The organism is Kurthia gibsonii (assembly GCF_006539985.1).
In the GTDB taxonomy this organism is placed as follows: Bacteria; Bacillota; Bacilli; order Bacillales_A; family Planococcaceae; genus Kurthia; species Kurthia gibsonii.
In genome coordinates, this window is record NZ_BJOB01000004.1 from 1 (window position 1) to 15,097 (window position 15,097).

General features: G+C 36.4%; 17 protein-coding genes and 3 tRNA genes. 13 read left to right on the top strand and 7 right to left on the bottom strand.

Annotated elements, in window-relative coordinates:
- The 6 genes from KGI01_RS01850 (at position 1) to KGI01_RS01875 (ending at position 3,874) form a co-directional block, all read left to right on the top strand.
- A tRNA-Gly gene (locus KGI01_RS01850) sits at positions 1 to 75 on the top strand.
- 21 nt (positions 76 to 96) lie between these two features.
- A tRNA-Cys gene (locus KGI01_RS01855) sits at positions 97 to 170 on the top strand.
- A 35-nt stretch (positions 171 to 205) separates the two neighbouring features.
- A tRNA-Leu gene (locus KGI01_RS01860) sits at positions 206 to 287 on the top strand.
- 87 nt (positions 288 to 374) lie between these two features.
- Positions 375 to 1,157, top strand: a complete 783-nt coding sequence (locus KGI01_RS01865) for an aminoglycoside adenylyltransferase domain-containing protein (RefSeq protein WP_141272794.1) — start codon at positions 375 to 377, stop codon at positions 1,155 to 1,157.
- Between the two features lie 309 nt (positions 1,158 to 1,466).
- Positions 1,467 to 2,864: an APC family permease gene (locus KGI01_RS01870; RefSeq protein ID WP_141272796.1), complete on the top strand. Its 1,398-nt coding sequence runs from the start codon at positions 1,467 to 1,469 to the stop codon at positions 2,862 to 2,864.
- Between the two features lie 236 nt (positions 2,865 to 3,100).
- Complete coding sequence (locus tag KGI01_RS01875) at positions 3,101 to 3,874, top strand: glycerophosphodiester phosphodiesterase family protein (protein WP_141272798.1); 774 nt, start codon at positions 3,101 to 3,103, stop codon at positions 3,872 to 3,874.
- A gap of 19 nt (positions 3,875 to 3,893) precedes the next feature.
- Here KGI01_RS01875 and KGI01_RS01880 read toward each other — a convergent pair whose 3' ends face one another.
- Entirely contained in the window at positions 3,894 to 4,469 is a 576-nt protein-coding gene (locus KGI01_RS01880; protein ID WP_141272800.1) for a DNA-3-methyladenine glycosylase I, read from the bottom strand.
- A 217-nt stretch (positions 4,470 to 4,686) separates the two neighbouring features.
- Between KGI01_RS01880 and KGI01_RS01885 the strand changes: the two genes are divergently transcribed.
- Entirely contained in the window at positions 4,687 to 5,607 is a 921-nt protein-coding gene (locus tag KGI01_RS01885) for a S66 peptidase family protein (RefSeq protein WP_141272802.1), read from the top strand.
- 35 nt (positions 5,608 to 5,642) lie between these two features.
- On the opposite strand, the gene KGI01_RS01890 is transcribed toward KGI01_RS01885, so the two are convergent.
- Positions 5,643 to 6,332, bottom strand: coding sequence for a B3/B4 domain-containing protein (locus KGI01_RS01890; protein WP_141272804.1), 690 nt, complete (start codon positions 6,330 to 6,332; stop codon positions 5,643 to 5,645).
- Positions 6,333 to 6,392: 60 nt separating this feature from the next.
- Here KGI01_RS01890 and queG point away from each other — a divergent pair, with 60 nt between their 5' ends.
- On the top strand, positions 6,393 to 7,526 hold the full coding sequence (gene queG, locus KGI01_RS01895; protein WP_141272806.1) for a tRNA epoxyqueuosine(34) reductase QueG: 1,134 nt from the start codon (positions 6,393 to 6,395) through the stop codon (positions 7,524 to 7,526).
- Between the two features lie 16 nt (positions 7,527 to 7,542).
- A complete protein-coding gene (trmL, locus tag KGI01_RS01900; RefSeq protein ID WP_141272808.1) occupies positions 7,543 to 8,016 on the top strand; it encodes a tRNA (uridine(34)/cytosine(34)/5-carboxymethylaminomethyluridine(34)-2'-O)-methyltransferase TrmL in 474 nt (157 codons plus the stop codon).
- A gap of 50 nt (positions 8,017 to 8,066) precedes the next feature.
- Here the strand turns inward: trmL and KGI01_RS01905 are convergent, their stop codons facing one another.
- A complete protein-coding gene (locus KGI01_RS01905; RefSeq protein ID WP_141272810.1) occupies positions 8,067 to 8,621 on the bottom strand; it encodes an HAD-IA family hydrolase in 555 nt (184 codons plus the stop codon).
- A 102-nt stretch (positions 8,622 to 8,723) separates the two neighbouring features.
- Here KGI01_RS01905 and KGI01_RS01910 point away from each other — a divergent pair, with 102 nt between their 5' ends.
- Complete coding sequence (locus KGI01_RS01910) at positions 8,724 to 8,903, top strand: hypothetical protein (protein WP_141272813.1); 180 nt, start codon at positions 8,724 to 8,726, stop codon at positions 8,901 to 8,903.
- Between the two features lie 91 nt (positions 8,904 to 8,994).
- On the opposite strand, the gene KGI01_RS01915 is transcribed toward KGI01_RS01910, so the two are convergent.
- Complete coding sequence (locus tag KGI01_RS01915) at positions 8,995 to 10,290, bottom strand: NCS2 family permease (RefSeq protein ID WP_141272815.1); 1,296 nt, start codon at positions 10,288 to 10,290, stop codon at positions 8,995 to 8,997.
- 191 nt (positions 10,291 to 10,481) lie between these two features.
- On the opposite strand from KGI01_RS01915, the gene KGI01_RS01920 reads away from it, so the two are divergent.
- Positions 10,482 to 11,270 (top strand): aldo/keto reductase, encoded by a 789-nt coding sequence (locus KGI01_RS01920; RefSeq protein ID WP_141272959.1) that lies wholly within the window; start codon positions 10,482 to 10,484, stop codon positions 11,268 to 11,270.
- A 139-nt stretch (positions 11,271 to 11,409) separates the two neighbouring features.
- Here the strand turns inward: KGI01_RS01920 and KGI01_RS01925 are convergent, their stop codons facing one another.
- The 3 genes from KGI01_RS01925 to KGI01_RS01935 form a co-directional block, all read right to left on the bottom strand.
- Positions 11,410 to 12,090: a DUF554 domain-containing protein gene (locus tag KGI01_RS01925; protein WP_141272817.1), complete on the bottom strand. Its 681-nt coding sequence runs from the start codon at positions 12,088 to 12,090 to the stop codon at positions 11,410 to 11,412.
- A gap of 73 nt (positions 12,091 to 12,163) precedes the next feature.
- On the bottom strand, positions 12,164 to 12,682 hold the full coding sequence (locus tag KGI01_RS01930; protein WP_068450992.1) for a thioredoxin family protein: 519 nt from the start codon (positions 12,680 to 12,682) through the stop codon (positions 12,164 to 12,166).
- A complete protein-coding gene (locus KGI01_RS01935) occupies positions 12,682 to 13,110 on the bottom strand; it encodes a disulfide oxidoreductase (protein ID WP_068450995.1) in 429 nt (142 codons plus the stop codon). Before KGI01_RS01935 ends, KGI01_RS01930 begins: the two co-directional genes overlap by 1 nt.
- Before the next feature lie 201 nt (positions 13,111 to 13,311).
- Here KGI01_RS01935 and KGI01_RS01940 point away from each other — a divergent pair, with 201 nt between their 5' ends.
- Positions 13,312 to 14,427: a GAF domain-containing sensor histidine kinase gene (locus KGI01_RS01940; RefSeq protein WP_068450998.1), complete on the top strand. Its 1,116-nt coding sequence runs from the start codon at positions 13,312 to 13,314 to the stop codon at positions 14,425 to 14,427.
- Between the two features lie 12 nt (positions 14,428 to 14,439).
- Positions 14,440 to 15,078 carry a response regulator transcription factor gene (locus KGI01_RS01945; protein WP_141272818.1) on the top strand — a complete coding sequence of 213 codons (639 nt, stop codon included), beginning with the start codon at positions 14,440 to 14,442 and terminating at the stop codon, positions 15,076 to 15,078.
- Positions 15,079 to 15,097: the final 19 nt, after the last annotated feature.

The window sequence follows — 15,097 nt, forward strand, 5'->3', positions numbered from 1 at the left end:
GCGGAAGTAGTTCAGTGGTAGAACACCACCTTGCCAAGGTGGGGGTCGCGAGTTCGAACCTCGTCTTCCGCTCCATAATTTATTTCATAATGAGATGGCGGCATAGCCAAGTGGTAAGGCACAGGTCTGCAACACCTTTATCACCGGTTCAAATCCGGTTGCCGCCTCCATTTTTTTTTATTTCTAAAACTTTACATATTATTATGCCGGTGTGGCGGAATTGGCAGACGCGCACGACTCAAAATCGTGTTCCTTTTGGAGTGTCGGTTCGACCCCGACCACCGGTATCCTATAAAAGACTACTAGATTCTAGTAGTCTTTTTTTTATTATTCTTTTACACTAAAGTTAATTCAATTGGAAAGGTGGTAATCTATTGTTTATTCCTGAAACGGTCAAGAAGGCTATAGATACTTATATGTCGTTAAGCCATAAGTTATTACCTGATTATCAGTTAGAGCTCTTTATACATGGCTCTATTGGCTTAAACACATATGAATTAAACAAAAGTGATATCGATTGTATTATTGTAACGAATCCAGAACTAACATTAGACCAGAAAGAAATATTGAATCAACTCCATTTGCAATTTGAACAACAAGAAAACATACCAATGGATTGTGTATATATAGCTAAAGCAGATCTATCATCCCAATCCCCATTTTTAAATACTTATTTTTACTATAATGAAGGAACACTAAGTTATGGTGATTACTTTAACTTTAATCTGGTTACTTGGTGGACTTTACATCAAAATTATCAAGATCCTCCTTTTCCAACGACTACAGGTTCTCAACTTCGAGACTATGTATTTCAGAATATGCAACAGTATTGGAAACCTTATATCGAGAGGTTGAAGCGAGAAGTTCAATTAGATTTATCTATTTCTGATGAAGAGATAAAAGAAGAAATTGAATGGATTGTATTAGGGTTACTTCGTCAATTTTATACGTTAAAGGAGGTGGGGGTGACTTCAAAATATGATGCTGGTATATATGGATTACAGCATTTACCGAAACAATGGCATCCAGTTATTCAACTAGCTATCCGTATAAGGAAAAATGAGTTAGTAGTCGTTTCTGTAGAAACAATGAATCAAGTAATTGATTTTGCGGAATTTTTAATTTCATATTGTGAAAAATTAAAATCGACTGATTAGGTCGATTTTTTTTGTTCTGTTTATGTGTTCTAGTTGAATTGTAAAAATTATGAAAATGTATGTATCTGTCTTTTAAATATAAGTAAATACTGTGCTAATGAACTGGTTCCAAAAAAAGAAAAAGATGGTTCTTTTATTTTAAAGTGGTATTCTTCATAATCTATGTAAGCACTATAAAGAAAGGAATAAAGGGGAATTTATATAAGTTAATACAGAATATATGGGGTTGTATTAGCTTTTTTTGAAAATGTGTAGCATGCTTTTAAGCTTGAAAGCAACGAGAGTCTACAGCGTGAAGGGGGAAATAACATGGGGAATCAGAATAACAAAGAATTTACAAAGTCGATGTCAAAGGTTGATGTACTTTTCCTATCACTAGGCGCCATGCTTGGTTGGGGATGGGTTGTTTTATCAGGAGAATGGATTACAGGAGCAGGCTTTTTAGGAACAATTATTGCATTTATATTAGGAGGATTACTTGTAATTTTTATCGGTTTAACGTATGCGGAGCTTTCGGCAGCGATTCCTAAAACAGGTGGCGGATTAGTATTCGTTAAGCGTGCATTTGGTAAAAAGAGTGCATTTGTAGCAGCATGGGGTGTACTTTTTGGTTATGTATCTGTTGTAACATTTGAAGCAGTTGCATTACCAACGGTTATTGATTACGTAATGCCTGTTGAACATAAAGTAAGTCTTTGGACATTAGGTGGTTGGGAAGTGTATCTTACATGGGCTTTAATCGGTTCTGTAGGTGCAGTCGCACTAACAGCACTAAACTTCTTTGGAATTAAACCAGCAGCTATTTTCCAAAATGTTTTTACAGTTGCGATTGTATTAGTAGCAGCTCTTATGGTATATGGGGCTTTTGCGAATGGTGATATGAAAAATTTAGATCCGATGTTTACAGATGGATTCGGAGGTACACTATCTGTACTTGTTATGATTCCATTCTTATTTGTAGGGTTTGATGTTATTCCACAAGTAGCAGCAGAAATTAAAGCACCTGGTAAAACAATTGGTCGTATTATTATTGTATCAATTGTCAGTGCGGTATGTTTCTATTTATTCGTTGTCTTTGGTGTAGCAGCAGCATTACCAGATGAACAACTTTTAACAAGTCAATTAGCAACAGCAGACGCAATGGTTGCACTATTTGGTAGTCCTGTTTGGGGATATGTCCTAGTGATTGGTGGTATTGCAGGAATTATTACAAGTTGGAATGCCTTCATTATCGGAGGGAGTCGTATTTTATATGCGATGGCAGAACATCATATGATTCCAAAATGGTTTGCCTATATGCACCCGAAATACAAAACGCCAACAAATGCGATTATCTTTTTAGGTATTTTAGCAGCAGTTGCACCTTTCTTAGGGCGGCCAGCACTTGTATGGATTGTAGATGCTGGTGGGGTCGGTATTATCGTAGGTTACTTATTAGTATCTTTTGCGTTTATGAAATTACGAAAAGTAGAACCAGAATTACACCGTCCATATCGTATTAAATATTGGAAATTTACAGGAGTGGCAGCGATTGCATTGAGTATTTTATTCATTACATTCTATTTACCAGGCATGCCTTCAGCACTTGTATGGCCTATGGAATGGCTAATTTTAGGTGTATGGTGTCTCATTGGATTTGTCTTATATGTGATTAAACCAAAGGAAGCGATTGCTTTTAAGGTAGTTAGTGAAGGTAGCAATAAGTAAAATTATATGAATATGATTATGAAGTATAAGAAAAAAACGGAATCGTGCTGTGGCACGGTTCCATTTTTTCGTTGCGAACTCTAAAAGAGGAAATGAACTGTTTGTCACAACCTCTTTGAATTTTAAAAGGTATATGAAATACTTTTAGTTAATCTATTTTCTTATTTAAAAATTTTTTCTATTTCCCTTTACATATAGTATGATAGATATGATGTCTTAGAAAAAGGAGGGTACAAATGAAACGTTTTATTGCAATCTTTGTTCCTGCACTTTTTTTAATTGCTGTCATTACGAGCTATATGACATTTGCCCAGTCCTATGAGTGGACTGAAAATACCATCATTGCACATGCAGGTGGTGGAATAGAGGGAGATAAATATACGAATTCACTTGAGGCTTTTCAAAATAGTTATGAGAAAGGTCATCGCCTCATTGAGTTAGATATTAATATGACAAGTGATGGAAAAGTAGTAGCGCGACATGATTGGAAAGATACAAAAGACCAAACATATGAAACTTTTAAGAATCGACTTTATAAAGACAAATATAAATCAATCGATTTTCAACAAGTTATTAAATTGTTGAAGAAATATGATGACGTTTATATTATTTTAGATGGTAAAACAAAGTCACCTCAAGCAGTACGAACGCTATATAAAAAAATTAATGTCTATACTAAAAACTTAAAGCCACGTGATAAAAAACGTCTTATTCCTCAAATGTTCTACAAACAAGACTATCAACTATTAAAAAACTATGGTTTTAAAGATGTACTCTATGTGATTGGTCGAGAAAGTTATACGAATCAGTCATTAGCCGAATTTTGTGATGAACGAGGTATTCGGGCAGTGAGTATTGATAAAACATTTGTAAATACCCCTTTAGTACAAACATTGAAAAAGAAAAAAATTGTTTCTTATACTTATACTGTGAATGATCGAAGTACGATGAAAAGACATAAACAAATGGGGGTTCATGGATTCTTCTCGGATTTTGTTGATAAGTATTAAATAAAAGGTCTGCATGCTTTTAAGCACTATGCAGACCTTTTTTATAGCAAAAACAAGTTGTTATATGATCGTTTACAAGGCCACTTGCTTGCATAAAAGCATAAACCGTTGTCGGACCTAAGAATTTAAAACCACGCTTTTTTAAATCTTTACTAATGCGTGTGGAAAGTTCTGTAGTCGCAGGCACTTCAGATAATTGTGTGAAGTGATTTTGAATTGATGTACCCCCTGTGTAAGCCCAAATGAATTCATTAAAGCTTCCGAATTCTTTTTGAATCTCCATGAATAAGGTAGCATTGTGAACCATTGCTGTTAATTTACCACGATGACGAATAATTCCTTCGTTTTGTAGTAAGCGCTCAATTTTAGCTTCATTATATTGTGCAATTTTTTCATAATCAAAATAATCGAATGCTTCGCGCATCGTTTCACGCTTTTTTAAAATGGTTGCCCAACTTAAGCCAGCTTGCATACTTTCTAAAATAAGTGTTTCAAACCAATCCGAATCTTTAGTAATCGGTACACCCCATTCTTCATCATGATACTGTTGGTCAAGCTCTGAAACATTTGCCCATGCACAACGTGTTTTCTCCATTGTCATCTCCCTTTCAAAAAACGAATGTTTGTTCTTATTATAACAGACATCTGTTTGACATATTCGATTTTTATAATGAAAGAAAAAAATTCGGAGGTTCAGATGAAGAAAAAAGCGATTTGTGTAGGTGTCATTTGCGGTTTAGTGATTGAAGTGTGTACACTTATGATTCAAATCACTCTATAATAGAGGAGAGTATAAAAAAGGAGTTTGACATATGAAACAAAGACCGATGCGTTTACAAAAAGGTGACACAGTAGGGATTGTCGCTCCTGCTAGTCCGCCGAATCAACAGCAATTAAAAAAATCACTCGATTTTATTGAAGGGTTAGGGCTTCAATATGTAATGGGTGAGAGTGTTACAGCGAAAGAACATTATTTAGCTGGTAGTGATGAATTACGTGTACGTGACTTACAGCGTATGGTAGAAGATCCGTCTATTCGTGCTATTTTCTGTGCAAGTGGTGGATATGGTTCTGCGCGTATTGCAGATCAACTAGATTATATGCTATTTGAAGAGAATCCAAAAATCTTCTGGGGTTTTTCAGATATTACATTTTTACACACAGCGATTGGTGAGTTGAGTAACTTGGTAACATTCCACGGCCCAACACTTTCCTCTTTAGGTAGAGAGGATATCCCAGAACGTACGTATTTAATGTTTGAGCAGTTATTTAATCCAGCAGAGATTTACTATGATGAACGTATTTCACCACTTCAAACAATCGCAAAAGGGCGTGTACGTGCGCCGATTGTTGGCGGTAATCTAACCTTACTGTGTGAATCACTCGGAACAAAATTTGAAGTGGATACAGCAAATAAAGTGTTACTCATCGAAGATATTGGATTAGAGCCAGCACAGATTGATGCGAAGCTGAATCAATTACGCATGGCACGAAAGTTCGAACATTGTGCGGGTGTAGTCATCGGTAGCTTTACACACGCAGAACCACGTGATTATAAAGATTCACCGTCTTTAGATGCACTATTTACAAGTTATTTTAAAGACTTCAATAAGCCTGTTGTGAGTGGCTTTAAATTTGGACATGAAAATTTAAATGTCGGAATTCCTTTAGGCGTAGATGTTATTTTAGATGCAGATGAAAAAGTATTAGCCTTTTTGCCAGGAGTGGAATAAAGAAAAAGTTCGGACACATATCGTGCCCGAACTTTTTAAATAGTCGTCTGTAAGTGCTCTTTATTCAAAATGGCATATGTTGCATCGCCCCCGTGAATTTGTGTAAACATCTTAGAGGCAGAAGCGAGTAACTGCTCACATGACTCATGAGAAAGTGATGGTGGTAAATAGAAAATTTGAAGTGCGTCTGTTATCGATTCGGTCACTGCACTACGCTTACTATCAACATAAGGACTACCGAATGGACCTTGTTCATCACAGCTTATAGGTATTCCAGCTAACTTGACATCACGACCATTTAATCCTTCATACATACTAATCTCTGTTCCTACAGTTATTTCGATAGCGCCTTGTAAAGCATGCGTATCATAAATCCCTACAGGAATCTCATATTGTAGTGAAAAGAAGTTATTTAAGTCGACAGCAGAGTGGAAGGGTTGTAAATATTGTTGTTTTGCAATGCGACGTAGTAATGCTTCAGCAGATGGACGGTAGCGACTTGGATCAGCACCGAGTGTTTTAAAAATGTGTCGCCATTCTTGAATGGCTTTATGTTCTACGACAGGTGTATCTTGCAAATCTAAAAATAGATTCTCTTGATATAATTGTGTACGTCCTTTAATCATTTGGGGCGATTCTTCTACGATAATTTTGGTATAATGGACAGTGCCGATTTTAAAATCTGTTATTTGATTGGTTAATTGTTTATTTAGTTGAATGTGCATAAAACATCACCTATCTGTTCATTTTTGCCAATTGTATCATATAGAAAGGAATGAAACCAAATGAATGTTTTATCGTTTCAACAACAAGTTAGAGAATATGCTCAGTCCATTGGAATCGATAAAATTGGTTTCGCATCTGCTACACCGTTTATTGATTTAAAAGCACGTCTTATTCAGCAACAACAGTTAAACTATCAGTCTGGATTTGAAGAATCTGATGTCACTTTACGTACGGAGCCTACCTTGTTATTAGAAGACGCAAAAAGTATCATTGCGATTGCATTAGCTTATCCGTCTAAGATGTTGAATGCACCACAAGGGAAGAAAGGTGCGAGACGTGGTATTTTTTGTCGTGCTTCTTGGGGCGTCGATTATCATACCGTCTTACGTGAGAAATTAGCGTTACTTGAAGAATTTATTCATACACATCATCCACATGCACGAACGAAGTCGATGGTCGATACAGGTGAGTTATCCGACCGAGCTGTTGCAGAAAGAGCGGGAATCGGTTGGAGTGGTAAAAATACGAATATTATTACGCCAGAGTTCGGTTCTTATGTTTATTTAGGAGAGATTATTACAGATATTCCATTTATAGCGGATGAGCCGGTGGAAGATGAATGCTTAGATTGTCGCCTATGTATAGATGTTTGCCCAACAGGTGCGATTGTACAAGCAGGACAACTAAACGCTCAGCGCTGTATTGCTTTTTTAACACAAACAAAAGATACATTACCAGATGAGTTTCGAACACATTTAGGGAATCGGATTTATGGCTGTGATACATGCCAAACTGTTTGTCCAAAAAATAAGCGCAAGCATAACTTAATTCATGAAGAGTTTTTCCCAGATCCTGAAATTGCAAAACCGTTACTTGAACCACTACTAACCATGTCCAATAAACAGTTCAAACAAGATTTTGGTCATGTTTCAGGTTCTTGGCGAGGGAAGAAACCATTGCAGCGAAATGCGATTTATGCACTTGCACATTTTAAAGAGGAATCAGCCATTCCGACACTAACAGAAGTGCTACAAAAAGATATACGACCTGTTATTCGCGGTGCAGCGGCCTATGCGATTGGGAAAATTGATGCGCCAGTGTCAAAAGCAATATTAGAACAAGCGTTACAAAATGAACAAGATGAAGAAGTACTTGAGGAAATAGAAAAAGGATTATCATTTATTACAAAATAGAAGGAAGTGCCCTTAGATGACGTTACACATCGTCCTATATCAACCCGAAATCCCAGCAAATACAGGTAACATTGCAAGAACCTGCGCTGGGACTAATACACACCTACATTTGATTCGTCCATTAGGTTTTTCAACTGATGATAAGATGTTAAAAAGAGCAGGGCTGGATTATTGGTCAAGTGTGAATATCACATATTACGACAATGTAGAAGCTTTTTTTGAAAAGCATCAACAGGCGACAATTTATTTTATTGAAACATTTGGGACGAAAAATTATACAGAGTTCGATTATTCGAATACAGAAGAAGATATCTTCTTTATGTTTGGAAAAGAGACAACAGGTATTCCACGTGAATTAATTGAAGACAAACAACATATGTGCCTACAAATTCCACAAAGCGACCACGTACGCTCATTAAATTTATCAAATACAGCAGCGATTATTATTTACGAAGCGCTACGTCAACAAAGCTTTAAACCAATTTTATAGAATAAAAAAAGAAGAAATCGTGTGATTGTACGATTTCTTCTTTTTGATATTTAAGGAATTAAATCGAAAAAATGATGATAGTCATTAATGGTATAATCAGCAACGTCACAATCGTTTTGGAACATAATCGTTTTAAAGCCAGCTTTTTTAGCAGGGATTAAGTCGAGCTCACGATCACCAATCGCATAGTCGAGTTCATAGCGTTCATGTAAATAGACATAAGCAGCAGGGTCTGGCTTTCGTGCAAAACCATCATCACCGGCGACAATTTCTGTGAAGTATTTGGCTAAGTCTGTTTCTTGTAAAATACGTTCAACAGAAGCTCGGTTCATATGTGTCATAATAACATTTACTTCAGCCTGTTGTAGAACGTTTTCAACATAGGGGAATGGTGTGTAATTCGTAATCGCACGACTTTTTTCAATCATTTCTTTTCGTTGTTCATCGGTTAATTGAAAATAGTCCATCGCATGTGATTGCGAAACTTTTAGCTGTCTATAGATTTCTTCTTTTGTAAATTGTCCGTTCAATATATCGTATAAAATATCGGTATAAGCAGGATAGGTATCCATAATGGTTCCATCAAAGTCCCATAAAATACGCATGAGCCAATCGCCTCCATTTTTCAAATAGCATAGCATAAATAGGTTTGAAAAGTCTTTTAAAAGGGTACACATAGTAAAGGTTTAAAAAGGGGCGTGGTAAAGATGAAAAAAGGTAAAGATAATGTGTCGAGTGGACATATGACGAATAACTTCAGTGACGTTGTAGAATTAGGAAAACAGATGGAAAAACTACGCGACGAACAAGAGCTAAAACGAGATGGTTATACACAAGATCCCGTACAATATGATGATGAAGATGAGAAGAAAGAAGAAGCGAAATAATACTTAAATATAAGAAGATGGTATATTGATTCATCTGAACATAAGAAAAGCCAAAATCGTATGTGTGTTGTGATTTTGGCTTTTTATTATTTTAGATAAAGACAAGTTGAATAATAAATAGAATAGCGAATAGATAAAGTAATGGATGTACTTTTTTCGCTTCACCTTTGACAATTTTTAGAATCGGATATGCGATAAATCCGAAGGCAATCCCAGTTGAAATACTTGAAGTGAGTGGCATAATAAGCATCACTAAAAATGCAGGAAGTGCCTCATCAAATGTATCCCATTCAATGTGACGAACAGATGCAATCATCAATGTCCCGACAATGACTAGAACAGGTGATGTAATGGCAGAAACACCTGACACCGAAGCAACTAAAGGTGAGAAGAATGAAGCAATAATAAATAGAACGGCAACTGTTAAAGCAGTTAAGCCTGTTCGACCACCAGCCGCAACACCTGCAGATGATTCTACATAAGCTGTTGTTGGTGATGTACCAAACATTGCTCCGATTGTTGTACCGAATGAGTCACCAAGTAAAGCCTTACGTGCGCGAGGTAGTGTCTCATCCTTCATTAAACCAGCTTGGCGCGCTACACCAACTAATGTACCTGTTGTATCGAATAGTGTTACTAAGATGAATGAGAATACAACACCGTATAAACTATGTGCAATAACTTCTTTTAAAGCATCAATTGGATTCCACACAATAATACCTTCTGGTAAATGAGGCATCGTAACAAGCTCATCAATTTTTAATTGCCCTGTAAAGAACGCGATGATGGCGGTAATGACCATCCCAATGAAAATAGCACCTGGTACACGACGTACCATGAAAATCGCTGTAATGATAAGACCACCAAGTGTTAATAGCACACTTGGACTTGTTAAATCACCTAATTTAATTAAGTTTGTTGGGTCGTCTACAACGACACCCGCCATACGTAATCCTAAAAACGAAATGAATAAACCAATACCAGCAGTAATTGCTAATTTTAAATTATTCGGAATCGCTGTAATTAATTTAGAGCGAAGAGGTGTTAAGGATAAAATAATGAATAAAATACCGGCGATAAATACAGAAGCAAAAGCAGTTGTATAATGTAATTCACCATTTGATGCTTGAACAACTGAATACGTGAAGAAAGCGTTTAAACCCATACCTGGTGCAATCGCAATGGGGTAATTGGCAACTAGAGCCATCCACAGTGTACCGAATACTGCGGCAATGATTGTCGCCATGAACACTTGTTGGCTCGGTACACCTGCTGCACTTAAAATTGTCGGATTGACGATAATAATATAAACCATTGTTAAAAACGTTGTAACACCAGCAACAAGCTCTGTTTTAACGGACGTTCCATTTTCTTTTAATTTAAACATAATAATAACTCCTTAAAGCCGAACGATTTTTTTGACAACGTCTATAATATTCGCTAAGAGGTGAAAAAGCAAGGTGTATTGAAAAAATAAGTATTCTCGAAATAATGTGACAATAGAGGTATACTGTAGGAAAGGAGTGAAAGCATTTGTTAAATCTACATTCAACGAAAAAGTTAGTAAATGGTGTTGAAATGCCACGTTTTGGTTTAGGTGTATATAAAATGACGAATCCAGATGAAGCATATAGTGCCATGTCACATGCACTTGAAGCAGGATACATTGCGATTGATACAGCTGCTTTATATGATAACGAGGAACAAGTAGGACAAGCTGTGCGCGATTCAAAAAAGAAGCGTGAGGAATTATTCATCACCTCGAAAGTTTGGAATACCGATCAAGGATACGACCAAACGTTACGAGCATTTGAGACAAGTCTAAAGAAATTAGATATGGATTATTTAGATTTATATTTAACGCATTGGCCGGTTCCTGAATTATATGCAGATACTTATCGTGCGATTGAACGCTTATACGATGAAAAATTAATTCGCGCTACAGGTGTATCAAATCACGAACCGCATCATCTTGAGAAGTTATTGGCGACAGCGAATGTACAACCAATGGTGAATCAAATCGAGCTACATCCTCATTTGATTCAACAAAAAAATCGTGATTTTGCAAAACAACATAACATTGCGATTACATCATGGTCACCACTTGGTCGCGGTCGCGTATTAGAAGATGAAGCAATTGTGAAGCTTGGAGAAAAGTACGGTAAATCAGCGGCACAAGTGATTATTCGATGGCATTTACAACACGACTTAATTGTCATTCCGAAATCTGTAAAAGAAGTACGTATTCGACAAAACGCCGATGTCTTTGATTTCAAACTAACTGCGGAAGATATGCAAGCGATTGATATGTTAAATCGAGATGAACGTTACGGCTCGCATCCAGATACATTCCACCTGAAAAAATAAAGAAATGAAGCTGGATATGAAAAACGCAATTCTACATGAGTATAAGAAAAACTGGAATCGCGCTGTGGTGCGATTCCAGTTTTCCGTTGCGAACGCAAAAAAAGAAAGTGAAATGTTTGCCTCAGCTCCATTTCTTTTTTTATAAGAAAAAATGTTTTAAAGTTAAGTAAACTGGTGGTATTAAAAGGGCAGGTAACATATTCAGACTTTTTAAGTTTTTAATTCCTAAAATACTCAAACCAGTCGCAAAAATAAGAATGCCTCCGATAATCGAGATTTCAGTTAATAAAGACTCCGTCATAAAGTCATTTAAAAATAAAGCCATCACATAGAAGAAGCCCTGCCATAAAAAGAGTACCACTGCGGATAATGCGATGCCGAAACCGAATGTAGAAGCGAGTACGAGCGACGTTACACCGTCTAAAATACCATTTGTAATTAAGTATGTATGGTCGCCTTGTAAGGCACTATTAATAGGACCAAGAATGGATAATGTACCAATACAGAATAAAAGAATAGCTGTAGATAGACCTTTTGCGAGTGGCCCGTCTGAAAAGCGTTCAACAAATCGATTGAAACGTACTTCAATGTCGATTTTTTCACCAATTACTGCACCAATTGCTAAACTAACGATGAAGAGAACTGGTTCTTCACTTTTCGGTAAATATTGTGTTACTGCATTAATACCAAGTGCGACAGCAGCAAATCCCATCGCTTGTAACAAAATCGTTTGATAGCGTTCTTTTAGCCCTTTATTCATTAAGCTTCCGATAGTACTACCAATCAAAATCATGCAACAATTAAAAATCGTTCCGAACATATGTATAACCCCTTTTTATAGCATATCAGAAGAAAAGGAACCGCATATACAGGCGATTCCTCTCCAATGAATTCTATTGTTTTTTCATATCCTCAAAAAACTTCACAAATGCTTCTTTTGGTTGTTCACCGACAAGACGCCCAACTTCCTTACCGTCTTTGAAATAAGCAAGTGTAGGTGTCGCTGCCAAGTTATAATCTTGCCAACCTTGTTCAAACTCTAAAACATTATATTGGTTAATATCTACTTTTGCTTCATCTGCTAAAGGCATTAACTCTGGTGTTACTTTTTGACAATGTACACATTCAGGTGAGAAGAAGTAAGCGTAAGTTCCTTCACCACTATCAATTTTTTCTTTTAAGGCATCTGGTAAGATGATATTTTGATAATTTTCATCATCTAATTGATCGATTGTTGATTGTGTTTTAATTTTATGGTCTCCGTATAGTGAAGAACCTTCTTCTTTTTTATCATTTGAACTTTTATTAAGTAATAATAAAGCTGCAAAAATAGCTACAATAATTAAAGCAATAATAATTAGAATTCCAGCATTATTTTTTTTCTTAGGGACATTCGTTTTCTTTTTTGCCATTACATTTCCTCCTTCTTTCCTTGTTTAAGGATAAAGATACTTGTGATGAAAATCAATACAAATGCAGTAAGTGACAAGAAAGGAATCGTAATAAAACCAAGCCAGTTAATATATTCTCCTGTACATGGTACACGTCCACAAGCTATTGCATTATCATGTAAAAACGGTATTTTTTGCATACCGTAATGATAAAGTGCTACCAATGCACCGATACATGAAAAGACAAGTGTAGTAACAGCAATCTGTGCATTACGCTGAATATACGCAATTCCAATAATCAATACGAGTGGATACATTAAAATACGCTGGTACCAACAAAATGTACAAGGCTCATATTTCATCACTTCAGAGAAGAATAGAGAACCCATCATCGCTACAAGTGATACAACCCACATAAATAACATACTATATTCTATTTTTTTAGACATTATAATTCTCCTAGTTCTACATTATTTTCCTACTTGAGTATAAAGGCTTTTACAAACATTGTAAAATAGAATTCTCTCAAATTCAAAGTTTTTTTGTTGGTTTACTCTTATAATACCCGTCAAAAGTATGAAAGGATTCGCATAGGAGAAAAGGGCATTTCCATGTACAATAGAAGGTAGTATAGAACGGAGGGTGGTACTTTGACGAAAGCAGACCATTCAAATATCGCATTATTGAAAGAAATTGCAGAATTATTAAATGAAGAAACTGAAATGAAACAAATGCTTCAATTAGCACTAGAGAAGTTACTTGAAGGCACGAAGTTTGAAACGGGATGGATCTTTCTTATTAAAGATCGTCGCCGCCATGAACTGATTGCTGAAGCGAACTTACCGAATAATTTAGAACAAGAGGGGTGTCGCTATCTATGTAAGGGTGGTTGTTGGTGTTTATCGAAATACCATAACAATGAATTAGAAAAAGCGTCGAATATTATAGAATGCCAGCGCATTGAATTAGCTAATAAGCATTCTAATGAAGCGCACGATGCGATTACCCATCATGCAACGGTTCCATTACAATCAGGTCCAGAAAAGTTCGGACTATTAAATGTCGCATCACCTAATACAGTACGTTTTTCAGATGATGATCTTGCATTATTAGAGTCGATTGCATTCCAAATTGGTTCAGCTATTAAGCGTATTCTACTTACAAAACAAGAAAAAGACGTTGCACTTGCACAGGAACGAAATCGACTAGCACGTGACTTACATGATTCAGTTAATCAGCTACTTTTTTCAGTCACACTGACTTCTCGTGCAGGCATCGAAATGACAGATGAACCGTTAGTAAAAGAGACATTTGCAGAAATTCAATCGCTTACACAAGAGGCTTTAACAGAGATGCGTGCACTTATTTGGCAACTGCGTCCTAAAGGATTGGAAACAGGGTTACTTGAAGCACTAAAAGGTTATGCTGAAATGCTTGGTATCACACTTGATGTAAAAGTATCTGGTGTATTACAGTTCCCTTCTAAAATTGAGGAAGCACTATTCCGGATTGCACAAGAAGCTTTGAATAATGTACGAAAACATGCAGGTGTAAAACAAGCTCAAATCATTATTCGTGTGACACATAGTGATATTTTACTTGTTATTAAAGATGATGGTCGTGGTTTCTCAGTAGATTCGTCTATTGCACTTCCGTCGCTTGGTTTACAAAGTATGCGTGATCGTACAGAAGCACTTGGAGGAACGATTGACTGGGTGAGTGATATTGGAAAAGGGACGGAAATATTAATTCGACTACCTTATTAAGGAGGGGATTGTATGATTAAAGTATTGATTGCTGACGATCATCATGTTGTAAGAAGAGGGTTACTTTTCTTTTTAAAAACACAAAAAGATATTGAGGTAGTGGGGGAAGCACGAAATGGTAAGGAAGCAGTAGAACTCGCTTCAGTGTATCAACCGGATATTGTATTAATGGATTTAGTCATGCCAGAGATGGATGGGATTGAAGCGACACGTCGTATTAAATCTGTGTATCCACATATTCAAATTTTGATGTTGACGAGTTTTTCAGATCGAGATCATATTTTACCAGCGATTGAAGCTGGAGCAGCGGGCTATCAATTAAAAGATATTGAACCAGATGAACTCGTTTTAACAATTCGTAAAATCATTGCGGGCGAAAATATTATGCATCCTGAAGTGACGCATCAACTCGATCAGAACCAAGAATCAACGCAACATTTGCCGCATGTGAAAAATCCACTAACTCGCCGTGAAAAAGATGTCTTAGCGGAATTAACGAAAGGGAAGAGCAATAAAGAGATTGCTTCTTCATTATTTGTTACAGAGAAAACGGTGAAAACTCATATCTCAAATATTTTTGCGAAATTAGAAGTACAAGATCGTACGCAGGCAGCTTTATACGCTGTGAAATACGGTTTAACTGAAAAATAAAGGAGGCATTGCGTAAAAG